At 71.5% G+C, this 23533-nt stretch carries 19 protein-coding genes; 10 read left to right on the top strand and 9 right to left on the bottom strand.

What is annotated here, in order from left to right; all coding sequences use genetic code 11:
* Window positions 1–85: 85 nt before the first annotated feature.
* The 7 genes from VXJ25_RS02135 to tpx form a co-directional block, all read right to left on the bottom strand.
* The gene (locus VXJ25_RS02135) at window positions 86–613 is read right to left on the bottom strand and encodes an HdeD family acid-resistance protein (protein ID WP_330957568.1); all 528 of its coding nucleotides are present in this window, start codon (window positions 611–613) and stop codon (window positions 86–88) included.
* Window positions 614–665: 52 nt separating this feature from the next.
* Window positions 666–1388: a hypothetical protein gene (locus tag VXJ25_RS02130; protein WP_330957567.1), complete on the bottom strand. Its 723-nt coding sequence runs from the start codon at window positions 1386–1388 to the stop codon at window positions 666–668.
* A 90-nt stretch (window positions 1389–1478) separates the two neighbouring features.
* Window positions 1479–2330: an HAD family hydrolase gene (locus VXJ25_RS02125; RefSeq protein ID WP_330957566.1), complete on the bottom strand. Its 852-nt coding sequence runs from the start codon at window positions 2328–2330 to the stop codon at window positions 1479–1481.
* A gap of 106 nt (window positions 2331–2436) precedes the next feature.
* Window positions 2437–3669 (bottom strand): 6-phosphofructokinase, encoded by a 1233-nt coding sequence (locus tag VXJ25_RS02120; protein WP_330957565.1) that lies wholly within the window; start codon window positions 3667–3669, stop codon window positions 2437–2439.
* A gap of 78 nt (window positions 3670–3747) precedes the next feature.
* Window positions 3748–4347, bottom strand: coding sequence for a YqhA family protein (locus VXJ25_RS02115; RefSeq protein WP_330957564.1), 600 nt, complete (start codon window positions 4345–4347; stop codon window positions 3748–3750).
* Window positions 4348–4402: 55 nt separating this feature from the next.
* On the bottom strand, window positions 4403–5875 hold the full coding sequence (locus VXJ25_RS02110; RefSeq protein WP_330957563.1) for a chloride channel protein: 1473 nt from the start codon (window positions 5873–5875) through the stop codon (window positions 4403–4405).
* Window positions 5862–6371 (bottom strand): thiol peroxidase, encoded by a 510-nt coding sequence (gene tpx, locus VXJ25_RS02105; protein ID WP_330957562.1) that lies wholly within the window; start codon window positions 6369–6371, stop codon window positions 5862–5864. The genes VXJ25_RS02110 and tpx overlap by 14 nt, the downstream gene beginning before the upstream one ends.
* Window positions 6372–6612: 241 nt before the next feature.
* Between tpx and VXJ25_RS02100 the strand changes: the two genes are divergently transcribed.
* Window positions 6613–7431: an LOG family protein gene (locus VXJ25_RS02100; protein ID WP_330957561.1), complete on the top strand. Its 819-nt coding sequence runs from the start codon at window positions 6613–6615 to the stop codon at window positions 7429–7431.
* A 12-nt stretch (window positions 7432–7443) separates the two neighbouring features.
* On the opposite strand, the gene VXJ25_RS02095 is transcribed toward VXJ25_RS02100, so the two are convergent.
* Together VXJ25_RS02095 and VXJ25_RS02090 are read right to left on the bottom strand one after the other, a co-directional pair.
* Entirely contained in the window at window positions 7444–9627 is a 2184-nt protein-coding gene (locus tag VXJ25_RS02095) for a YhgE/Pip domain-containing protein (RefSeq protein ID WP_330957560.1), read from the bottom strand.
* Window positions 9624–12284, bottom strand: a complete 2661-nt coding sequence (locus tag VXJ25_RS02090; protein WP_330957559.1) for a YhgE/Pip domain-containing protein — start codon at window positions 12282–12284, stop codon at window positions 9624–9626. Before VXJ25_RS02090 ends, VXJ25_RS02095 begins: the two co-directional genes overlap by 4 nt.
* A 195-nt stretch (window positions 12285–12479) precedes the next feature.
* Between VXJ25_RS02090 and VXJ25_RS02085 the strand changes: the two genes are divergently transcribed.
* The 9 genes from VXJ25_RS02085 to VXJ25_RS02045 all read left to right on the top strand — a co-directional run bounded on the left by VXJ25_RS02085 (window position 12480) and on the right by VXJ25_RS02045 (window position 23532).
* The gene (locus VXJ25_RS02085) at window positions 12480–13640 is read left to right on the top strand and encodes an AI-2E family transporter (RefSeq protein ID WP_330957558.1); all 1161 of its coding nucleotides are present in this window, start codon (window positions 12480–12482) and stop codon (window positions 13638–13640) included.
* A gap of 171 nt (window positions 13641–13811) precedes the next feature.
* Window positions 13812–14999, top strand: a complete 1188-nt coding sequence (locus tag VXJ25_RS02080) for a putative NPN-dependent ornithine cyclodeaminase (protein WP_330957557.1) — start codon at window positions 13812–13814, stop codon at window positions 14997–14999.
* 2 nt (window positions 15000–15001) lie between these two features.
* A complete protein-coding gene (locus tag VXJ25_RS02075) occupies window positions 15002–15562 on the top strand; it encodes a GNAT family N-acetyltransferase (RefSeq protein WP_330957556.1) in 561 nt (186 codons plus the stop codon).
* Window positions 15563–15842: 280 nt separating this feature from the next.
* Entirely contained in the window at window positions 15843–17708 is a 1866-nt protein-coding gene (locus tag VXJ25_RS02070; RefSeq protein WP_330957555.1) for a carbon starvation CstA family protein, read from the top strand.
* Window positions 17709–17922: 214 nt separating this feature from the next.
* A complete protein-coding gene (locus tag VXJ25_RS02065; protein ID WP_330957554.1) occupies window positions 17923–18630 on the top strand; it encodes a response regulator transcription factor in 708 nt (235 codons plus the stop codon).
* Window positions 18623–20050, top strand: a complete 1428-nt coding sequence (locus tag VXJ25_RS02060; RefSeq protein WP_330957553.1) for a sensor histidine kinase — start codon at window positions 18623–18625, stop codon at window positions 20048–20050. Before VXJ25_RS02065 ends, VXJ25_RS02060 begins: the two co-directional genes overlap by 8 nt.
* A 1-nt stretch (window position 20051) precedes the next feature.
* The gene (locus VXJ25_RS02055; protein ID WP_330957552.1) at window positions 20052–21581 is read left to right on the top strand and encodes an amino acid adenylation domain-containing protein; all 1530 of its coding nucleotides are present in this window, start codon (window positions 20052–20054) and stop codon (window positions 21579–21581) included.
* 109 nt (window positions 21582–21690) lie between these two features.
* On the top strand, window positions 21691–21927 hold the full coding sequence (locus VXJ25_RS02050; RefSeq protein ID WP_330957551.1) for an acyl carrier protein: 237 nt from the start codon (window positions 21691–21693) through the stop codon (window positions 21925–21927).
* Between the two features lie 9 nt (window positions 21928–21936).
* On the top strand, window positions 21937–23532 hold the full coding sequence (locus tag VXJ25_RS02045) for an MBOAT family O-acyltransferase (protein WP_330957550.1): 1596 nt from the start codon (window positions 21937–21939) through the stop codon (window positions 23530–23532).
* Window position 23533: the final 1 nt, after the last annotated feature.

Raw genomic sequence — 23533 nt, 5'->3', positions numbered from 1 at the left:
GCCCGTACGGAGACCGGTGGCTTCGGGCGCCTTGGGCGCTCCGGCGCCGGAGCCCGCGGCCTGAGGCGCTCGTCGGGTGACCGCGCTAGCGTCCGCGGAGGTCGCCCAGGGCGCCGGCCGCGCTCACAACGCCCGCGAAGACGAGGGCCACGCCGCAGACGACCATCGAGAAGCTCGCCATCGCGCGGGGCGCGAGCATCACGAGGGCGCCGAAGACGACGGTCGCGACGGCGCCCGCGAGGCCCAGGCTCGCGCCGGGCAGCCCCAGCGCCCGCGAGGCGTTGGCGGCGAAGAGCGAGTTGAGGCCCGCCACCATCACGAAGACGCCCAGGAGCAGGAAGACCCAGGCCACGAAGAAGCCGGGCTGAGTCACGATCGCCAGGCCGAGCAGGGTGCAGGGGATGCCGACGTAGAGCTCGGCCTGGGAGAGGATCGCCTCGAGGTTCGCGAAGGCCGCGGCGAGCGAGACGACGCCGAACACGAGGACGGCCCATCCCAGCAGCTTGGTGACGGTCAGCATGGACCCGTAGGGGTTGGAGAGGACGGCCGCGCCCAGCAGGATGGCGATGACGCCGCCGACGAGGCGCACCGCCTTGGACTGCTCGATCTTCATACCAGGCTCCTAACTGGGCGCGCGGGGCGCCCCTCGAAGCGCGCGGCGACCCCTAGAGAAGGGGTATGCCGTAGACGACCAGGGAGAACACGAAGCTCGCGATCGCGAGCAGGGCGCAGATGCCGATGGAGCCGATCAGGAGCCCGAGCGACGTCTTGAGCGTCGCGGAGACGTCCTGGTTGGTCTTGCGGAGCGCCTCGTAGGCGCCCTGGAGCGACTCGCAGTAGAGCTTGGCGGCACGGACGTCCTCGTCCGGGGCCGTCGCGCGCCCGCCTGCGGGCCCGGTCGCGGGGGCGCCGTCGAGCCCGTCGAGCCTGCGGGCGAGCATCTTGGGGTCGGGGGTGCCCGAGTCGCCGGGCCTCAGCCTGGAGGCGGCCACGAGGATGAAGCTCGCGACGAGGAGCAGCAGCGCCACGAGGTAGGCGGCGGCGAAGGGCGCCATGCCCAGGATGTAGGAGCCCGAGCCCGTGAAGAGGCGAGCCACCTCGACGGCGGCGAGCAGCGGTATGCACAGGAGCAGCGTCGTGGAGGTCCTGCCCAGGGAGGCCGCGCGGTCGCGCTCGAGGTCGAGGGAGGTGTCGGCCAGGGCCGCCATGCGCCCCGCCAGGGCGGAGAAGCCCTGGTGCCCCGTCACGACTTCGGCCTGCGCGCCCGCGGCGCCGGCCGCCGCGCCGGTGGCGCCGTCCTTCTCGCCCGTACCCTCTGGTGTCGCGACGGCAACGCCGTCCTTCTCGTCCGGACACGCGCTAGCGCGCCTCGCGTCGTCTCCTGCCATGGGCCGCTCTCCCTTCGACGTCCGGCCGGGGTTGTCGTCCCGGCTACCCGTAGGCCACATACCCGTAGGCCACATGATAGCGGCCGCGCGCTACGCGCGCATGAAGGCGGGCAGGGCGTCCTCGCCCGTCTCGTTGTGGCGCCGCGCGGCGTCCGCGATCTGCTCCAGGGCGACGGCGACGCCGTCCTCGGCGCTCGCGCCCACGTGCCAGCGGGCCGCCGCGGAGGCGTTGGCGTTGGCGTTGGCCACGGCGCAGGAGTTGGGGAAGCGCTCGAGCATGCCGAGGTCGTTGTCGGCGTCGCCGAAGACGCAGACCTCCTCGTCGCCGAGGCCCAGCACGCGCTGGAGGATCGCGACGCCCTCGGCCTTGCCCCAGCCCTTGGGGGAGACGTCGAGCCAGTGCACGACCGTGTTGGGGAAGACGAGGTCGGGGCAGAGCGCGGAGAGGCGCTCCGCCAGGCGCGGGAGCAGGTCGTCGTCCATCACGATGATGCCGGCCTTGATGACGGGGTAGTCGGGCAGGGTGCGGTGGTGGCTGCCGCCGCAGATGAAGGCGCGCTCGTACATCTCGCCCAGGGCGTCGCGCGTGTCGCCGACCCAGTCGCCGAAGGCGTTGTCGCGGTAGGTGATGAGGGCGCAGCCCCTGAGGGGCGCGACGACGCGCTCGACCTCGCGGAGCTGGTCGCGCGGGAGGGTCTTCTCGTACACGACCTCGCCGAGGTAGTAGACCTTCTGGCCGTTCACGAGGACGCCGGTGTTGAACAGGCTCTTGTCGCCGTCGAAGAAGCTCGCGATCTCGCCGCGGTCGCGGCCGCTCGCGGGGCCGAAGTCTACGCCCTGCTCCTGGCAGGCCCTGATCGCCGCGACCGTCCTCGGGGAGGCCGCCTTTCGGCCGAAGGGCACGAGGGTGTTGTCCATGTCTGAGAGGGCGAGACGGATCATGGGGCTCCAGACTCTCGGGTGTGGGTTGCCGGTCCGGCGGCCGCGCCGGCGGGCGCCGTCGCTCACATGGTAGCGCTCGCGGCCGGCGCTCGCGGCCGGGCGCCGGCTAGGCCAGCGGCTCCACGTGCAGCGGGAGGCCGTCCACGAACAGGGGCGCGACCTCGCCCGTGACGAGGGGGCGCACGTAGTCCGCGAAGTCGCTGGTCACGTCCATGCCGTCCTCGCGGATCCACGCCGCGGGCACGCGGCGCTCCGCGTTGGCGACGGCGGAGACGTCCGCGAGGCCGTAGGAGACGAGGTAGGGAGAGTTCCCCTCGCGGCGGATCGCGGGCATGACGCCCGTCTCGCCCGCGGCCGCCGCGCGCACGGCGACGCCGCCCAGGGCGGCGGCCTCCGCGAGGTCGCACGCGCTCGCGAGGTGGCTCGCGCAGCGCTGCAGGGTCGAGAGCTCGACGGCGCGGGTCTTGACGCCCAGGCGCTCGCCGAGGAGCTGGGCGAGGTGGCGGCCGGTGCCGGAGAGCGCCGCCGCGTGGCCGAAGGCGTCGGTCCTCACGGCGCCCGTCGGGGGCTCGCACATGAGGGAGCCGTCCGGGCGGCGCGCGCCCTCGCTCGCGGCGACGACCACGCAGCGCTTGCGGGCGAGCAGCCCCCGCACGGCCTCGACCAGCGCGTCCTCCGAGACGGGGGCCTCGGGCAGGAGGATGAGGTCGGGGTGGCCCAGGCCGTCTTGGCGCGCGAGGCAGGAGGCGCCGGCCAGCCAGCCGGCGCCGCGGCCCATGACCTCGACCACGAGGACGTTGGGGAGGTCGTAGACGGAGGCGTCGCGGCCGAGCTCGGCCACCGAGGTCGCGACGAACTTGGCGGCCGAGCCGAAGCCCGGCGTGTGGTCGGTGCCCTCGAGGTCGTTGTCGATGGTCTTGGGCACGCCGACGAAGCGGACGGGGCTTCCTGCGCGCGCCCCCCAGGCGGAGAGCTTGGCGATCGTGTCCATGGAGTCGTTGCCGCCGATGTAGAGGACCGCGTCCACGCGGCGCGCCTCGAGGGTACGGAAGAGGCGCTCGTAGGTGGCGGGGTCGGCGTCGGCGTCCGGGAGCTTGTAGCGGCAGCTCCCCAGGTAGCTCGCCGGCGTCTGGCGGAGGAGCTCGAGGCTCGCCGCGTCCGGGAGCGTCCGTGCGAGGTCGACGACGTCGTCGGCGAGGAGGCCCTGGACGCCGTGGCGCATGCCCCAGGCCTCGGCGCCGAGCGCGCGGGCGGTCTGAACCACCCCCGCGAGGCTCGCGTTGATGGCGGCGGTGGGGCCGCCCGACTGGCCGACGAGGACGCGCGCGTTCCAGCTCATGGGAACCTCCGGGGTCGTGGATGGGGCGTTGCGGACGTGCTGGGTGGGCGCGGGGAGCCGGCCCGAGCCGGCGCGGGACTAGCGCCTGGGCGGCACGGTGCAGCGCAGGAAGACGGACATGGCGACGATGACCAGCGAGATCGAGACGCCGAGCACGAGGAGGCTCTCCCCGGCCTTGCCGCGCAGGACCTCGCCGAAGAAGAACACGACGAGCATGACCACGACGACGCGCGCGATCCGCTCCTTGATGTCGTCGAAGTCGTGGAAGGAGAGCCAAGGGGGCAGCGGCGTGCGGTCGGTCACGAAGAGCGAGAAGAGGCCGAGCGAGGTCATGTAGAGGACGGTCGAGAGCAGGAAGAAGTCCGTGTACTCGACGAACTCGACCGAGAGGTTGACGAGGTCGGAATGGCCGGCGAGGAGGCCCGCCAGCGTCCGGAGGAGGTCTGCGACCGTGACGAGCGAGAAGCTCACGGACATGAGGAGCAGCGCCGTGGCGGGCACGACTGTGACGAGGCGCATCCACGAGACCGCGTTGGCGAAGCGGAGGACGCCCCGCTGGCGCTTGGACCCCTCCGGCAGGAGCTGGGTGCCGTCCCTCTGGACCGCGTCCCGCCCTGTGGGGGTCGCCTCCGCGCCTCCCTCGGACGTGGTCCCCCGTGCGTCTCCCGATGCCGCCAAAGTGGGCTCCTCGTCGTCGCGTGCCGCCTGAGGCCTCGTATCTGATGCCAACACTTTAGCGCAGGCGGGACGCGTCTGGGCGGTGCGGCGGAGCGTCCTTCTCGCCCCGGGCGGCAGCACCCCTCTCGCCCTGGTCACCCGCGTCCCCCTCGCCCGAGGCAGGCGCCGCCGGCAGGGGGAGGACGTAGGCGAGCGCGGCTGCCGCGGCGCTCCACAGGATGTCGCCTGCGGGGAAGCACAGGAGCAGGAGACCGACGGTGAGCAGGGGCCTCTTGGTCGTGGCGGCCACGAAGGTGGAGGCCGTGACGGCGGCGGCGAAGGTGGGGTCTGCGCCCGTGATGACGGCGAGCCCCATGCCGCAGGCCGCGCCGGCGAAGATGTCGGGGAAGAAGTGGCCGCCGCGCCAGCCCAGGGCGATGCACATCTGCGTGAGGGCGCTCTTCGCGAGGCCGCATGCGAGCATCGCCGACGGCGCCGTTACCGCCCAGTCGCGGATCAGCGCGCGCGTGGCCCCCTCGCCGGAGAAGAGCACGTCGGGAAGGAGGACCGCCGTTGCGCCCAGGACGGCGCCCGCTGCCACCGGCTTGGCGAGGAGGGCGGCCTCGCCGTCGCCGACGCGGCGGGAGAGGGCGCAGAACGCCCTCTGGGAGACGCGCGAGACGAGTGCGAGGGCGTAGCCCATGCCGGCGCAGGGGAGGAACCAGGCGAGGTCGGCGAGGTCCGCCTCTGAGGCGGCGAAGCGGGGGAGCCCGGAGGCGCCGCCGACGAGGGCGGAGAGCAGCCTGACGCCGGCGAGGGCGCCGAGCGCCGCCGTGAGGTAGAGGAGGGCCTTGACCGGACGGCGCATCTCGTAGGCGTCCACGTCCGGGGCGCCCGCGTCGCCCTCGGCCTCGGCGAGCAGCCCTGCGAAGGGCGCCCCGAAGATTGCGGAGAGCGAGGCCGAGACCGTGACGTCCGCGACGGCGCCGACCCTCAGGCCCGCGCGCTTGAGGGTGTCCCGGATCCAGCAGCAGCCGGAGGCGATCAGGCCGGTGAGTCCCGCCTCGGGGCCCACCGAGCCGCCGAAGGCGAGGGGCAGCAGGAAGCTCACGACGGACGCGCTCGGGTGCTCGAGGCGGTACGAGCCGGTCCGCCTGAGCGTGGCCATGACCGTCTCGAGCGACTCGGGCGCCACGTGCGTGCGCCTCGTCCACAGGCCGATGACGAGGCCGCCCGCGACGCAGGCGGGCAGGGGGAACCACCGGGGGGCGCAGGAGGCCCCGAGGGCGGGGTCTGCCCCCCGGCCGCCGGCGAGGCCCCAGACGAGCTCGATCAGCCGATCCGACAGCGTGAGCGCGCCCCAGGCGACGAGGCCGACGAGAAGGCCGGTGGCGAGGGAGAGGAGCGCCAGCGCGACGGGCGTCTGCGGGGCCGCGAGCGCGGCCCGCGCGCCCGGGGTCGCGTCGCGCACGTAGGGGCGCCCGGGGCGCAGGTCCTTCTCGCCCCGGGCGCCCGCATCCCTCTCGTCCCGGTGCCTAGAGCAGCGCACGGGCGGCCTCGAGGGCCTTGTCGTAGTCGGGGTGCTCGGTGTTCTCGGCAACGTACTCGACGTAGCGGACCACGTCGTCCTTGTCGATGACCACGATGCCGCGGTTCAGCAGCATGAGCTCCTCGATGAGGAAGCCGTAGGCCAGGCCGAAGTGGTGGCCGTTGTAGTCGGAGACGACGACGGCGTTGTCGATGCCCTTGGCCGCGCAGAAGCGGCCCTGGGCGAACGGCAGGTCGCAGCTGATGGTGATTACCGCGGTGTCGGCGAGCTTGCCGGCCTCCTGGTTGAAGCGGACGGTCTGCAGCTCGCAGACGCCGGTGTCGACAGAGGGCACGACGCTCACGAGCTTGACCTTGCCCTCGACGTCGGCGAGCGAGAAGGGCGTGAGGTCCTGCTTGACGCAGGTGAAGGCGGGCGCCTTGTCGCCGACCTTGACCTCGTGGCCGAGCAGGGTGACGGGCTTTCCGGCGAATGTGGTGACGGAGCGCTTCTCCATGCTGGTTCCTCTCTCTCGGGCCGCGGGTGCGGCCGGATCGGACAAATGCGACAGAATCAGTGCCATTGTAGCCGCCCGCCGCGCCCGTACACGTGCGCCCACCGAGAAACCCCGCCGCTCGCCCGTCTGCCGTGGTGTCATGCAGGACGTACGAGATGCAGACCGTACGCGGGGGAGTCGGGGCGCTTACGGAAGGGTGGCAGACTTGCCTTCCGGACGTAGGCCGAGGAGAGGGGATGCGATGAACGCAGACGAGAGGCGCGCGGACGAGGGCGGCCTTGCGGAGGGGGAGGAGGGCCCGGGGGCCCTGCCCGACGCGCCGGCGGAGGAGCCGGCGCGCGGCGCCTACCACCGCGGCCCCGTCATCATGCGCGGGCCCATGGTCCCCAGCACCACGACGGCGAGCCACCTGCTCTCCAACGAGGGTGGCACGGATTGGCTCCACATGGACCCCTGGCGCGTCCTGCGCATCCAGGCGGAGTTCGTGGACGGCTTCGGCGCGCTCGCCGAGCTGGGGCCGGCGGTCGCGGTCTTCGGGTCGGCGCGGACCCCGAGGTCAGACCCCATGTACCACGCGGCCTGCCGCGTGGCGAGGAGGATCGCGGGCGAGGGCGTGGCCGTGATCACCGGCGGCGGCCCCGGCATCATGGAGGCCGCCAACTTCGGCGCCTCGCAGGTCGGCGGCAAGTCCGTGGGGCTGGGCATCGAGCTGCCCGCCGAGCCTGGCGTCAACGACTACGTGAACCTGGGCATGAACTTCCGCTACTTCTTCGTGCGAAAGACCATGTTCGTCAAGTACTCGTCGGCCGCCATCGTCTTCCCGGGTGGGTTCGGCACCCTCGACGAGGCCTTCGAGCTGCTCACCCTCGTCCAGACGCACAAGATCGCCCGCACGCCCGTGGTCTTCTTCGGCACCTCCTACTGGGGCGGGCTCATGGGCTGGCTCGAGGGGGAGGTCGTGGAGTCCGGCTGCATCTCGCCGCTCGACCCGGAGCTCTTCGTGGTCACGGACGACGAGGACCGGGCCGTGCGGATCGCCCTGGGCGGCATCGAGCGCTGACGCCTCCGGCCCCTACATGACCCGCGTGCTCTCGAGCCGCTCGGCGACCCAGCGGTTGAGGCGCACGACGGGCTTGCGCAGGGCGAGCCCGAGCACGAGCGAAGGGGCGAGGAAGCCGCAGAGCCCCGCGAGCTCCGTGGCCCAGACGTTGCCGTAGAAGCCGGCGACGCACTCGTGCATCGCGGAGATGGCGTGGACGAAGGGCAGGTAGGGGTAGGCGGCCTGGAAGGGGGCCGGCAGCATCTCCACGGGGAAGGTGCCGCCCGAGCCGGCCACCTGGATGACCAGCAGGAAGACGCAGACCGCCTTGCCCACGTCGCCGAAGCTCACCGTGAGCGCGTACATGACGTTCACGAACACGAGGGAGGCGACGAGGCAGGTGGCGACGAAGGCGAGCGGGTGTTCGCACTGGATTCCCAGGTAGAAGAGGTCGCCGAGGGAGACGAGCGCCGCCTGCAGGAGCCCGAGGACGCAGAAGACGCCGAGGCGCCCCAGGTAGCGGTGGCGCGGGGCCGCCCCGCCCACTGCCGCGGCCTCGCGGTCGGAGACGTCGACGCGCAGCATGGCCACCAGGACGATGGCGCCGACCCACAGCGAGAGCGTGGTGTAGAAGCCCGCCATCGCGGAGCCGTTGTTGGCGACGGGGTAGATGGCGACGCGGTCGAGCGAGACCGGCGAGGCGAGAAACTCCGCGAGGTCGCGCGGACCGGCCGACAGGATCTGGCGCACCTGCCCGGCGTCGCCCGAGCCGGCCGCGTCCTTGAGCGAGACCGAGAGGCCGTCGAGGCCGTCGGCCGTCTGCGACACCTTGGCGGCGACGCCGGTGAGCGACTCCTCGAGCCCGCGCAGGTCGGAGGCCGCCCTGTCGGAGGTCTCCCCCAGGGAGGCCGTGGTGGAGGCGAGCTCGTCGGAGATGCCCGCGGCGTCGGCCGCGGCGGCGTCGACCTTGTCCGCCAGGGCGTCCACCGAGGGCCTGAGGTCCGTGCGGTAGGACCGCCTGAGCCCGTCGACGCCCTCGCGCCCCTGCGAGACCAGCTCGTGCGCGGCGTCGCGGTCCTGGGAGACGTCCGCCACGCCGCCGTCGATGGCGTCCTTGGCGGAGAGGAGCCGGTCGCGCAGGGAGGAGAGCCTGGTGGCGATGGCGTCGGCCTGGGCGGCGGCGCCCTCGGCGAGGCGCCGCGCGGGCGGGTCGAGCTCCTTGGCGACCTCGCCCAGGGACTCGGCGAGGCCGGCGTAGGCGGCGCGCTCGGCGTCGACGCGCCCCGCGAGGGAGGAGAGCTCGTCCGAGCCGTGGGAGGCCGAGGTCGCGGCGGCGTCGAAGGCCCGGTCGATCGCGGCGTCGAGGGAGTCGAGGCTGGTCGCGCCCGAGTCGAGCGCGGACGCGATCGCGGCGGCCGAGCCGTCCAGGGCGTCGCCGGCGCCCCGGACGCCCTCCGCGCTCTCCGAGAGCGCCCTCGTGGGGGTGTCCGCTGCCTCGCCGGTGGCCCCGACGAGGTCGCTTGAGCTCTCGACGAGGTCGGCGGCGGAGGAGACGAGGCGGGCGTAGGCCGAGACGTGCCCGGAGACCGCGCGCAGCTCGGCCGCGCCGGAGTCGACCGAGCGCTCGAGGGAGGCGGCGAGGTCGAGCACCTCGTCGTCATTGAGGTAGTTCTGGAGGTTGGCCAGCGTGCTCGCGCCGACCTCGCCCACGGTCTCGGTGAAGGTCTCGCGGATGTCGGACTGCACGGACGCCACGGCCTTGTCCGTCACGATCGGCGCGATGGCGTTGCGCTTCTCGTTCGTCTCGTAGGTGAGGGTGGCGGGGTGGACGTCTTCGGAGGCGACCGAGAGCAGGGAGGAGGTGAAGTCCTCCGGGATCAGGATCGCCGCGTAGTACCTCCCGGAGCGCACGCCCTCCTCGGCCTCCTCGCGCGAGGTGACCTCGTAGCCGATCTTGTCGCTCGTGCGCAGCTTCGCGGCGACGTCCTCGCCGAGGTTGAGGGTCATGGGCAGGCTCTTGGAGGTGTAGCCCTCGTCGTCGTTGGCCACGGCGACGCGCAGGCCCTTGGTGTTGCCGTAGGGGTCCCAGCTGCCGGCGATGTTGAACCAGGCGTAGAGGGAGGGGATGACGACCAGGCCGACGCAGACCACGAGCGCGATCACGTTGCGCGTGGCGTTGCGGGCGTCCAGGCAGAAGATGCGCCAGACCTTCCTCATCGCGCGTCACCTCCCCTCCCGGCCGCCCCGTCCGCGCCGGCGTCCCCCTCGTCCTCGTAGCGGCAGGCGACCGTGGCGTCGGCCCCCGCCGCCGTGGGCCCGTCCGCGAAGGCGCCCTCCTGCCCGTCGAGCTCCCTGCCGAGGAGGGAGAAGACCTCGTCGGTGGTGAGGCTCGCCACGGCCATGCGCCTCTCGAGCGAGTCGTGGAGGTACTCGGTCACGATGAGCAGCGCGCACAGGGCCACGATCGTGACGATCCAGAGCACGAAGAGCGGCAGCTTGGCGGGCTGCGGCGAGACGAACATCGCCACCGCGAGGCCGATCGGCAGCGCGAGGAGGCTGACGAAGCCGCGCCGCTGGATCTGGGGGTAGCGGCGGCCGAAGCGCTCGAGCGAGCGGGCGAGGCGCCGGCGGTACTCCTCGGAGTGCATGAGGGTGCGGGCGAACAGGGCGAGGCGGTAGTGCTCGACCTCGGTGCCGTAGCGCTCGCAGATCATGAGGTCGGTGTCGGCCAGGCGGCGGTCGAAGAGGACGTTCACGTTGATGAGGGGGCGCCTGAGGGCGACCCCGACGACCAGCGCCGGCACGAGGAAGAGGAGCAGCATGAGGAGGTTGGTCGCGAAGTAGGAGCCGTACGCGCCGGCGACGGCCTCGCGCATGGCGTCGATGCCGTAGGTGAAGGGCAGCCACGGGTGGATGGCCTGGAAGAAGCCGGGCATCATCTCGATGGGGTAGGTGCCCGCCGAGCCGGGGATCTGCAGGATGACGAGGAGGACGCAGAGCGCCTTTCCCACGTGCTTGAACGCGACCGAGAAGGCGTAGATCAGGTTCACGTAGACGAAGGACTCGACGAGCCCCGCGAGCACGAAGAGCGCCGGGCTCACGCACTGGATGCCGAGGGCCAGGTCGCCCAGGCAGCAGATGAGCCCCTGCAGCTCGCCGAGGGCGACGAAGAGCAGCCATCGGCCGAAGTAGCCCTGCCACGGCTTGAAGCGCCCCACGCCCTCGCCGTCGACCTCCACCTTGTAGATGGCGACCAGCACGAAGCCGCCCACCCACAGCGCGAGGTTGGTGTAGAAGGGCGCCACGCCGGAGCCGTAGTTGGCGACGGGGAAGACGGGCCGCTCGTCGATCGTGACGGGGGAGGACATGAACGCGGCGACGGCGGAGGCGTCCGTCCGGCCGAGCTCGTCGATCCTCGCGAGGGCCTCGGAGGACTGGACGGCCGCCACGTCGGTCGCGACGCCGTCGAGCGCCTCGCGGACGCTCGCGAGCTCGTCCTGGGTGAGGCTGAGCGCCTCGTCGGCGTCGGCGAGCGTGCCGTCGAGCTGCGCGAGGACCGCCTCGGCCTGCTCGATGGTGGGGCGCACGCCCCCGAGGCCGCCTGTGAGGCCGCCCGCCGCCGAGGAGAGGGAGTCGAGCGCCCCGTCGAGCGCGGGCAGGGCGGTGGAGGTCAGCGCGACCTGGGCGTCGAGCACGGAGGAGGACGTGGTGCCGACGGCGCCGTCGATGGTGGAGGAGAGGCCCGAGACCGCGGCGGCGTCCGCCTTGAGGCCGTCGGAGGCCGTCTGGAGGCTCGCCACGAGCCGCTCGTCGGCCTCCTGCCGGCCCCTGAGCTCCTCGAGCAGGGCGTCCCACCTCGGCCGCAGTGACTCGCCCACGGAGGGCGTGATCTCTTCGAGCTGGTCGAGAAGGGCCTTGTTCTCCTCGTTCAGCCCGCGCGCCTGCGCGAGGTAGCCGTCGACGGTGGACTGGGCCGCGGCCACGCGGCCGGAGACGGTGCCGATGGCGGCGTTGGTCCTGCCGGAGACCCCCGTCGCCAGCGACGACGCCTCGGCGAGGGTGGTCGAGAGGCTCCGCGCGAGCCCCGCCCTGCCGCTCCGGGCGCTCGCGAGCTCGTCGGTCGCCTCGGCGAGGGTGGTGCTGGCGCCGTCGGCGGCTCCGGCGAGGGAGTCGAGGGTTCCCGCCGCCGAGGACGCGGTGGTGCGCGCCGAGGAGATGGTCTCCCGCGCGCCCGCGATCTTCTCCTCGAGGTCGGAGAGGGTGCCTGACGCCTCGCGCAGGCGGCTCCCCGCCCCCTCCGCGGCCTCGTTCGCGCTGGCGCTGACCTGGTCGCCGGCGCCCTGCATCTTCTCGATCACGACCTTGCTCGCCGTGGCGACGAAGGTCTCGTCGATCTTGGACTCGATCGTGTTGGCGCCCGTGTCGGTGACCTTGGGGGCGATGGGGTTGAGCTTCTCGTTTACGTAGTAGGTGACCTTCGGCGAGGAGACGTCGCCCGAAAGCACGCCGGAGAGCTCCTGGGTGAAGGTCTCGGGGAGTACGATGGCGGCGAAGTAGCGGCCCGAGGTCACGCCGTCGACCGCCTCGCTCTCGTCCACGAACTGCCAGTCGAGCTGGTCGTTCTCGCCGAGCTCCTGGACGACCATGTCGCCGGCGTCCACGAAGCCCATCCCGGCGACCTCGGCGCCCCGGTCGTTGTTGGCCACGGCGACCGAGACGCCCTGGGTGTTCTTGTAGGGGTCCCAGTTGGCGAGGACGTTGAGCCAGGCGTAGAGCGACGGGATGACGCAGACGCCGAGGGTGACGACGACGGCCACCGGGTTCCTGAGGATGCGCCTGAGGTCGCGCCTGAAGATCTGGAGTGCCTTTTCCACGGGGTTCTCCTGGGTCCGGGGATTGGGTGGGGGCGGCGTGCCCTGGCGGGCGGCGGCCGCGCCGGGCGCGTCGCGTGGGCGCCCTCGGTCCGGCGTCGCGTGACGTGAACTCCTTGTGTGCGCGCGGGACCCTCCTACTCTACCCCAGGTGCCTGTGGATAATGCAGGGTACGAATTCGGGAGAAAGCGGTCTTCATGCGAAGCCTCCGGGACGCCGTGGACCGGCGCTACCTCAAGGTCGCCGCCTACGGCGTCTGCGCGGCCCTCCTCACCCTGCTCGCCGGCCTGCTGCTCTACCACTCCGGCGCCTTCTGGAGGGTCCTGCTCGACGTCGTCGGCTCGATCATGCGGCCGCTGTGCCTCGGCCTGCTCGTCGCCTACCTCCTGAGCCCCGTGGTGGGCATGGTCGAGCGGCACCTGCCCTTCAGGAGCAGGGCGGTGAGGCGCGACCTCGCCGTGGCCCTCACCGTCGTCATGGTGCTCGCGGTGGTGGTCGTGCTCATGTTCGCCACCCTGAGCGCGCTCCTGAGGCAGATCCAGGAGGTGCGCCTGGAGGACCTCAACTACGTCTACACCGAGCTGACCAGCCGCTACCGGGACTTCGCGGACATGGCGGTCGAGCAGCTCGCCAAGGCCGGCATCTCGCTGGACAGCGTCACGTCGCGCGTCGCCAGGATGCTCTCCGGCGCGCCGGAGGCCCTCTCCACCGCGCTCTTCTCGGTCATCTTCGCGGTGTACTTCCTCGTCGACGGCGAGAACATCGGCGCCTACTGGAAGCGCGCCTTCCGCGTGTTGGTGGGCGAGAAGGGCCGGGCGGTCGCCAGGCGCATGGCGGGGGAGGCCCAGGAGGTCTTCTCCGGGTACCTGCGCGGGCAGTTCCTCGACGCCGTCCTGGTGGGCATCGAGGCGAGCGTCGCCCTCACCGTGGCGGGCGTGCCCTACGGCGCCATGATCGGCATCCTCACCGGCCTGGGCAACCTGATCCCCTACCTCACGGGCTTCGTGGGCTACGGCACGCTGGCCGTCTCCTGCCTCGCCGCGGGCGACCTGCACAGGCTCGTGGTGGGCGGCGTGCTGCTCGCCGTCATCCTCGTCGTCGACTCCAACGTCGTGAACCCCAAGCTCCTGGGCACGACCATCAAAGTGCACCCGCTGCTGGTCATCGCCTCCCTGATCGCGGGCGGCACGATCGGTGGCGTCCTCGGCATGCTCGTGGCCGTCCCCGTTGGCGCCTTCGTGAAGCTGCAGTTCGACCACTACCTTGACGCGCGCGCCGCCCGGGCGGCACGGCAGGCGGGCTCCGGCGAGGCCGTCGCCGCGCCCGACTGCGCCGAGCCCGGTTCGACGGAGGCGTAGGGCGCCGGCCGGCGGGAGCCCGGGGCGCAAGCCGGCCCGGGGCCTCGGGCCGGCGGGCTTGCGCGCCCCGCGCGCCCGCGCACGTTACAGCGTGTTGACGGCTTCCGCACGACGGGGCCCGAGGGCCTAAGGTTCTTCTCGACCACCCTTCCCGTCCACCCAGGAGGCCCCATGACGGCCGACAAGAGCATCCGCCCGCAAGAGCCCTGCCCGGGGCGCGCCCCCTTCAGGCTCCCCGCCTACCACGAGCCCGACTTCTCGGCGCCCGCGCTCGCGTCGGCGCCCGACGCGCGCCTCGCCGTGGTCGAGCAGGACGGCGTGGCCCCCGAGGGCTTCCACAGCACGTCGATGTACCCCGAGTACGTGAAGCTGCACGGGAGCTGGCACCTTGTTGCCGAGACGCGCATGGACGCCTCCGTGATCGTGCGCGAGGGCCCGGACGGGGCGCCCTCCTTCGACGTCGAGGCCAACCGCGCGCTCCGGAGGGGCGACAGGATCGTGCTCGGCCGCAGCGAGGACGGCAGCGAGGGCGTGCTCGTGCACACGCACGGCTTCGACGAGGAGGGCGGCGCGCGCGACGCCGGCGGCGGCGAGTTCGTCTTCCGCCAGGGCAGGAGCCGCGAGACCTCCTTCGCGCGCGACTACGACAGGCTGATCGAGCTTTTGCGCCACGAGCGCGAGCACGGCAACGTGCTGTGGGTGATGGGCCCCGCCTTCGCCTTCGACTACGACGCGCGCCGCTTCATGCAGGCCATGATCGAGGCCGGCTACGTGGACGGGGTGCTCGCGGGCAACGCGCTGGCCACCCACGACCTGGAGGCCGCCCACCTGCACACGGCGCTCGGCCAGGACATCTACACGCAGCGCTGCATGCCGAGCGGCCACCACAACCACCTCGACGTGATCAACCGCGTGCGCCGCTGCGGCTCGATCGCCGCGTTCGTCGACGAGTACCACGTGGACAACGGCATCATGTACCAGCTGGAGAAGTCGCACGTTCCCTACGTCCTGGCCGGCTCCATCCGCGACGACGGCCCGCTGCCCGAGGTAGTGGGCAACGTGTACGAGGCGCAGGACCGCATGCGCGAGCTCGTGCGCAGCGCCACGACCGTCATCTGCCTCGCGACGATGCTACACACCATCGCGACGGGCAACCTCACCCCCTCGTTCCGCGTGACGGAGGACGGCACCGTCCGCCCGCTCTACCTCTACGCGGTCGACGCCGCGGAGTTCGTGGTCAACAAGCTGCAGGACAGAGGGTCGCTCTCCGCGACGGCCATCGTCACCAACGTGCAGGACTTCATCACCATCGTGGCGAAGGGCCTGGGCGTCGTGCCGACGGCGGGCCCCTGGGGCTAGCCATGGGGCAGGCGAAGCGAGAGGGGCTCCTGATCAGGGAGGCCACGCCCGAGGACGCGCCCGCGCTCCTCGCCATCTACGCGCCCTACGTGCGCGAGACGGCCATCTCCTTCGAGCTCGTGCCGCCCTCGGAGGAGGAGTTCCGCCGGAGGATCGCCTCGACGCTCGAGCGCTACCCCTACCTCGTGGCCGAGCGCGCGCCCGAGCCGGGGGGCGCGCCGTTGCCCGTGGGCTACGCCTACGTCGGCCCCTTCCACGAGCGCGAGGCCTACCGCACGAGCGCCGAGACCTCGATCTACGTCGCCGCGGACGAGCGCGGCCACGGCGTGGGCCGCGCGCTCTACGACGAGCTCGAGCGCCGCTGCGCCGCGGCGGGCATCTGCAACCTCTACGCCTGCGTCGCCTACGCGAGCGCGCCCGACGCCCACCTCACCAACGCGAGCGCGGCCTTCCACGAGGCGCTCGGCTACCGCCTCGTCGGCAGGTTCGAGAAGTGCGCGCGCAAGTTCGGCACCTGGTACGACATGGTCTACCTCGAGAAGTTCGTCGCGCCCCACGAGTAGGGCGCACCCGCGCCCGGGCCGCACGACCTTCTCGCCTGCCGTTCGCCACGAGAAGGACGCCGTCCGCGATTCGGTACTTTACATCTGTGATAACCGAACATTTCGTATCAGTTTCTTTCTCCGCCGCATGAAGGGTGCCTGAAGTCCCAGTGACTAGGATTTCGGCCGACGCACGTGGAACGTCCGCGTGCGGCGATTGCGCGTTTGGGGGAGAGGCCCCCTGCGCATGACGCGGCGCCCGCGAGGGGGTCGTCAGAGCCCCGCAGGGGAGGTTAGTAACATGAATGGATTGACAGTCATCGTTATCGCGGCGGTGGCCCTGGTCATTGGCTACGTGGGCTACGGCCGTTGGCTGGCTGGCTCCTGGGGCGTCGACCGCGAAGCGCTGACGCCCGCCGTGCGCATGGAGGACGGCAAGGACTTCACCCCCGCCTCGCGCTTCTCCGTCTTCGCGCACCAGTTCTCATCCATCTGTGGCGCGGGCCCGGTGACGGGCACCATCGTGGCCATGATGTTCGGCTGGCTACCGGTGCTGCTGTGGGTCCTCGTCGGCGGCATCTTCTTCGGCGCCGTGCATGACTTCGGCGCGCTCTACGCCTCGGTCAAGAACAACGGCAAGTCCCTGGGCCAGCTGATCGAGAAGTACATCGGCAGGACCGGGCGCCGCCTCTTCCTGCTCTTCAGCTTCCTGTTCTGCTGCGTCGTCGTCGCGGCCTTCACTTCGATGGTGGCCGGCACCTTCGGCGCCACCTACGTGGACGGCGCGCTCGACGCGGGCAAGTCCTACGCCGCCGGCTGCGCGGACACCATCTCCATCCTCTTCACCTTCTTCGCCATCGCCTTCGGCTGGCTCGACCGCAGGTTCCAGCTGGCCGGCGTGCCCAAGTTCGTGCTCGCCGTCCTCATGATCGGCGTCATGTTCGCGCTCGGCATGAGGTTCCCGCTCTACCTCTCCACCGGCGCCTGGGTCGCCGTCGTGATGCTCTACCTCGTCTTCGCGAGCACCATGCCCATCCAGACCCTCAAGCAGCCGCGCGACTTCCTGACCGCCATCATGATGGTCGCCATGATCGCCTGCGCCGTCCTCGGCGTCGTCGTCCTCGGCGCGACCGGCCGCGCGACCATGAGCGCCCCGATGGTCGCCTCCTCCGAGCAGATGAGCGCGCTCGCCGCCAAGGGCAACTACCTCTTCCCGGTGCTGTTCGTCTCCGTCGCCTGCGGCGCCCTCTCCGGCTTCCACAGCCTGGTCTCCTCCGGCACCTCCTCCAAGCAGCTCTCCAACGAGGCTGACGCCCTGAGCGTCGGCTACGGCGCCATGGTCCTCGAGAGCTTCGTCGGCGTGCTCGCCATCGTCGTCGCCGGCATCATGTTCTCCGACATGAACACCGCCGGCACGGGAGCCCTCAACGCCGGCGTCGCCTCGACTCCGTTCCAGATCTTCGCGGCAGGCGTCGCCCGCGGCATGGAGAGCTTCGGCATCGACAACACCTTCGCCACCGTCTTCATGACCATGAACGTCTCCGCCCTGGCGCTGACCTCGCTCGACGCCGTCGCCCGCATCGGCCGCACCTCCTTCCAGGAGTTCTTCTACCGCACCAACGACGCGGCGGAGAGCAGCGAGAAGCGCTCCGGCGCCCTGGGCGTCGTCACCAACACCTGGGTCGCGACCGCGGCCACCCTCGCCCTCGGTTGGGCCCTCTGCTACGGCGGCTACCTCAACATCTGGCCGCTCTTCGGCGCCTCCAACCAGCTGCTCGGCGGCATGACCATGATCACGCTGGCCGTCTTCTGCAAGGCCACCGGCCGCAAGGGCTGGATGCTCTACGCTCCCGTGGCCTTCCTGCTCGTGTGCACCTTCACCTCTCTGGCCATGAGCATCTGGGGCTGCGTCACCGCGCTCGCCGGCGGGCTCACCTTCGCCGTCGTCGCCACCAAGGGCCTCCAGCTCGTCTTCGCCGTGCTGCTCACGGTCCTCGGCGTCATCGTCGCCTACAACTGCCTCAAGGAGCTCGTGCGCACCGAGGCCGGCTCCATGCCCGACGAGGAGCCCGAGTGGAGCGAGATGGGCCGCGAGCACGTCTCCCAGGCGAGGGTCGACCAGGCCGAGCGCGCCGCCAAGGCCGGCAAGGCCGCGGTGGGCGCCTAGCCTCGAGCCCTCGGCAGCACCCGCCATCGGATTGTCCGGGCCCGTCCGCAGCAAGCCGCTGCGGGCGGGCCCTTCTCTTAAGGAGGCGCCCCGCCCCTTAAGACTTCATAAGGAAGCCGCCGGTCGCCCGCGCGGGGCGCCCGCGTAGGATGTGGTCGAAGGATTCAGGCCGCGCGGGGCGCCACCCCGCGCGGCCGGCGGGAGGTGAGAGGGCATGGCGGGTTCCAAGATACTGATCATCGAGGACGACCAGGACATCCGTGAGGGCGTCACGGTCCTTCTCGAGGGCGAGGGCTACGAGGTCTCGGGCGCCGCGGACGGCGCCGAGGGGCTGGCCCTGCTCACGGACGACTGCGACCTCGTCATCCTCGACGTGATGATGCCCGGCATGTCCGGGATAGACACCTGCAAGGAGATCCGCCGGCGCCAGTCCATGGTGCCGATCCTGTTCCTCTCCGCGAAGACCAAGGAGTCCGACAAGGCGACGGGCCTGCTCTCCGGCGGCGACGACTACCTCTGCAAGCCCTTCTCCTACACGGAGCTGCTCGCCCGCGTGAAGGCGCTCATCCGCCGCTACCACCTCTACCAGGGCAAGCCCGACGACGACTTCCGGCCCAAGGGCTGCGACGTGGTGAGTGGCGACCTCGAGGTCGGGCTCGAGTCGGGCGTGGTCAAGCTCGGCGGGAGCCCCGTCAGCCTGACCGACACCGAGTTCGGGATCCTGCGCCTGCTCGCCGAGGCGCCCGGCACGACCCACTCCGCCCGCCAGATCTACGAGACGGTGTGGGGCCTGCCCTACGAGCACTCGGCGAACGCCACGATCATGGTGCACGTCTCGCACCTGCGCAACAAGATCGAGCGCGACCCCAAGCAGCCCGTCCACGTCAAGACGGTCTGGGGGAGGGGGTACCGCTTTGAGTAGGCTGCGCCGCCTCCTCTTCGGCGGTTCGCTGCGCGTCCGTCTGGTCAAGCTGGTCATCGCGAGCGCCCTGGCCGCCATCGGGGCCTTCTTCGCCCTCTCCTGGGCCGCGCACGTCGTGAGCAGGGACACGGGCGCGATGAGCTCCTACATCAACAGGCGCTACGACGAGAGCGCCCGCAGCCTCGGCGACTTCATGGTCGCCAACGACGTGACCGAGGCGAGCTCGGGGAGGCTCGCGACCTGGGTGCACGAGCACCGCGACGTGGAGATCGAGGTTTTCAGCGACGAGGGCTTCGTCTACGCTTCCGACTTCATGCTCGACGGCAGCCAGCTCCCCAGCCTCGACTCCGAGGAGCTTCCCGCCTACGACGGCATGCGCGTCTTCGGCCTCGAACTCGCAGACGGCACGCCCGTGACCGTCTACCTCTTCGGGTCTTTCAGCTTCGCGTTCCTCGTCGGCCTGAGGGCCGCCTGCGCCATGGCCGCCACGCTTCTCTTCTTCGTCCTCTTCCTCTGGGGGGTCACGCGCCGCGTCGCCTACGTGAGGCGCCTCGAGAGCGCCGTCATGGCCATGGGCGCGGGCGACCTCGAGACCCCCGTGGAGGTGCGGGGCGACGACGAGCTCGCGAGCCTCGCCTCCCAGATGGACCAGATGCGCGTCTCGTTCTCCGAGCAGATCGAGTCGGAGAAGAGCGCCAAGCAGGCCAACCGCGACCTCGTCACCACCATGTCACACGACCTGCGCACGCCCCTCACGTCGCTTCTGCTCTACGTGCAGATCCTCAAGGACGGCAAGTACGCCGACGAGGCGCAGCTCGGGGAGTACCTCGACAAGATCTACGGTCGCAGCATGCAGATCAAGACCCTCTCGGACTCCCTCTTCCACCACTTCCTGGTGGAGGACGAGGCGCCGGGCGAGAAGGACGCGCGCGGACCGCTGGGCCTCGTGATGGGCGACCTCCTCGCGGAGTTCTCGTCCTCCCTCGAGGCCGCCGGCTTCGACGTCGTCCTGGAGGGCTCGCTCGAGGACGTGGAGCGCCCCGTCGACGAGAGCGCGCTCGCGCGCGTCCTCGACAACCTGCTCTCCAACATCTACAAGTACGCGGCCCGCCACTCCGAGGTCACCATCCTCGCCTACCGCGACGCGCGCCGCTGCGAGGACGGGCGCGTGGCTGCGCTCGCGCCGGCCGACGTCTGCGGCCTCAGGATCACCAACGAGGTCGAGCCCGCCCCCGAGGCGCGCGAGAGCACCCGCATCGGCCTCGAGAACGTCCGCGCCCTCATGTCCCAGATGGGCGGCAGCTACCGCGTCGAGCGGGGGGACGCCCGCGACGGCGCACCCGGAACCTACACCTCCGTCCTCGAGTTCTCGCTTCGCGCCCCCGATGGTCGGACGTCGTCCACAGAAGGAAGGAACTGACATGTCAGACGAGAAGAACCAGCAGGTGGCGAACGTCCTCGAGTGGCTCGAGGCCTCGGCGGCGGCGCATCCGGACAAGGTCGCCTTCGCGGACGACGCCTCCGAGCTCACCTACGCGAGGCTCGAGCGCGGCGCCCGCTCCGTGGCGACGGGGCTCGCCCGCGCCGGCGCGGTCCGCGAGCCGGTCGCGATCCTCCTTCCGCGCGGCGTGCTGCAGCCCCTCGCCATGTTCGGCGTCGCCTACAGCGGCGGTCCCTACGTCGTGCTCGACTCGGGTTCGCCGCGCGAGCGCCTCGCCAAGATCGTGGCCTCGATGCGCCCGGCGCAGCTCCTCTGCTGCGACGAGACCCGCGAGCTCGGGGAGGGCCTGCTGCCGGGCCGCTGCCTGGACGTCCGCGCCGCCGCCTCGCTCGAGCCCGACGACGAGCTCCTCGCCGACGTGCGGCTCGCCTCGAGCCCCGAGGACCTGCTCTACGTGCTCTACACCTCCGGCTCCACGGGCACGCCCAAGGGCGTCATGGTGACGCACGCCAACGTCGCCTCCTACGTCTCGTGGTTCGCGGACACCTTCGGGATCGACGAGTCCACCGTGTTCGGCAGCCAGACGCCGTTCTACTTCAGCATGTCCGTCTCGGACCTGTTCGCCTGCGTGCGCCAGGGCGCCACGATGCAGATCGTCCCGCGCGCGCTCTTCTCGTTCCCCGTGCGCCTGGTCGAGTTCCTGAACGAGCGCCGCGTGAACACCCTGTACTGGGTGCCCACGGCCCTCCAGATCTTCTCGCGCTGGGACGTGCTCTCGGTGGCGCCGCTCGAGTTCGTCCGCAAGGTCATGTTCGCCGGCGAGGTCATGCCGACGCCGACCCTCAACTACTGGATGGACCACCTGCCCGAGGCGCGCTTCGCCGACCTCTTCGGCCCCACCGAGACGACCGACATCTGCACCTACTACAAGGTGGACCGCCGCCTCGCCGACGACGAGCCGCTGCCGATCGGCAGGCCCTGCGAGGGGCTGCGCGCCTACGTCCTCACCGAGGACGGCCGGCAGGCGAAGGTGGGCGAGGAGGGCGAGCTCTACGTGGGTGGCCCCTTCGTGGCCAAGGGCTACCTGGGCGACGCCCGCCGCACGATGCAGGCCTTCGTGCCCGACCCGCTCGACCCCGCCCGCGGGTTGGTCTACCGCACGGGCGACATCGTCCGCATGGGCGAGGACGGCAACCTGCGCTACGTGAGCCGCAAGGACACGCAGATCAAGCGCAGCGGCTACCGCATCGAGCTCGGCGAGGTCGAGGCCGCCGCCGTGGCGGTGGAGGGCGTGGGCTCCTGCGCCGCCGTCTTCGAGGCCGCGCGCGACCAGATCGTGCTCTTCTGCACCGGCCGCAAGCTCGACCGGGACCGGGTGGCCAAGGCGCTGCGCGCCCGCCTGCCGCACTACATGGTGCCGGACAGGATAGAGACGGTCCGCACCATGCCGCTCAACCGCAACGGCAAGATCGACCGGCACGCGCTGGCGGCGCTGGGCGCCTCGGCGTAGGGGGCGGCCGCAGCCTGCCGGCGGCAAGTCAGTAGCTTCGAGCAACAGTCGCACGTCGATGGCCGCCGGGAGGCGGCGGGCCCCGCGGGGCCGAGGAGGGAGAGGCACCATGGAGGACACCAAGCAGCAGGTCAAGGAGATTCTCGAGAGGCTCGTGCCGGGCGTGGACGTCGAGGGGACGCCCGACCTGGTCAAGGCCGGCGTGATCGACTCGATGGTCTCGATCATGCTGGTCAACGAGCTCGAGGACGCCTTCGACATCGAGGTGACGCCGCTCGACATGGTCCCGGAGAACTTCTCCTCCGTGCAGGCGATCGCCGACTTCGTCGACGGCAAGCTCGCCTAGGGGGCTCCCGTGTCGCTCTCCTCCTGGTCCTACCTGCTCGCCTTCCTGCCCGCGACCGTCCTCGCCTACGCGCTCTGCCCCCGTCGGGCGCGCTGGGCGGTCGTCCTGGCGGCGAGCTACTGCTTCCTGTGGCTCTCGAGCGGATGGCTCGTGCTCTACGTGGCGCTCGCCACCCTCGTCACCTACGGGAGCGCGCTCTGGGTCCAGGGGGTCTTCCGCAGAGGGGAGCAGGCGGCGCCCGCGGACGAGACGCGCCGGCAGGCCCGGGAGCGCCGGCGGGCGACCAAGCGCCGCGCCAGGCGCGTCATGCTCGTCGGGGTCCTCGCCGACCTCGCGGTCCTTGTCGCCCTCAAGTACGGCGGCATGCTCGCGAGCTCCCTCGACGCCCTCCGCGGCGCCCTGGGGATGCAGCCCCTCTTCGGGGGCGCGAGCGCGGTGGCGATGCCGCTCGGCATCTCCTTCTACACCCTCATGTGCATGGGCTACGTGATCGACGTCTACCGCGGCAAGTACGAGGCCTGCCGCAACCTCGGCACGGTCGCGACCTTCGTGGCCTTCTTCCCGCACCTGACCGAGGGCCCGATCGGCACCTTCGACGCGCTCGCGCCGCAGCTGCGCGCGGGCCGGGTCGCCCGCGGCAGGGCGCTCACCCGCGCGACCTACCTCATCCTCTGGGGCCTCTTCAAGAAGCTCGTGGTCGCCGACCGCCTGAACCCGCTCGTCGGGGAGGTCTTCGCCAACCACGCCTCCTACCAGGGGCTCGTCGTGGTGCTCGCCGCCGTGCTCTACACGGTGCAGCTCTACGCGGACTTCTCGGGCGTGGTCGACGTGGCGCGGGGCTCGGCCGAGCTCATGGGCGTCTCGCTGGCGTCCAACTTCCGCCAGCCGTTCTTCTCGCACGACGTGAACGAGTTCTGGCGCCGCTGGCACATGACCCTGGGCGCCTGGCTCAAGGAGTACGTCTTCTTCCCGGTCTCGCTCTCGGGCGCGACGCGGCGCGTCACCACGTGGGCGCACGCGCACCTGAAGGGCAACGCGGCCAGGGTCGCCTCGACGCTGCTCGCCCTCCTCGCCGTGTGGAGCGCCTGCGGCATCTGGCACGGCGCCTCCTGGAAGTACCTGGTCTACGGCTTGTACTACTTCGCCCTGGTCTTCCTCGGCATGCTGCTCGAGCCGGTCTTCGCACGGCTCGCGTCGGCGCTCGGTCAGGACCGGAGGGCGCCCCTCTGGCGCGGGGTCGCCGTGGCGCGCACGTGCCTTCTGGTCGTCGTGGGCATGACGCTGTTTCGCGCGGACACGCTCGCGGACTTCGGGCAGATGGTGGCGTCGGTCTTCGCCGGCGCGGGTCTGGGGCCCCTGGCCTCGGGCGAGCTCTTCGCCCACGGCTGCGACCTCCTCGACCTTGGGGTCGCGCTCGCCGGCGCGGCCGTCATGCTCGCCTTCGACGTGCTCCAGCGGCGGCCCGGCGGCGTGAGCGGTCTCGTGCTCGACCACGGGATCCCCCTCAGGTGGGCCGCGGGCGTGGGGCTTCTGTGCGCCGTGGTGGTCTTCGGCGCCTACGGGGTGGGCTACTCCCCGGTGGCCTCGATCTATGCAGGCTTCTAGC

This window comes from Olsenella absiana, from assembly GCF_036408855.1.
GTDB lineage: Bacteria > Actinomycetota > Coriobacteriia > Coriobacteriales > Atopobiaceae > Olsenella_K > Olsenella_K absiana.
This window is presented reverse-complemented; position numbering and strand designations above follow the sequence as displayed.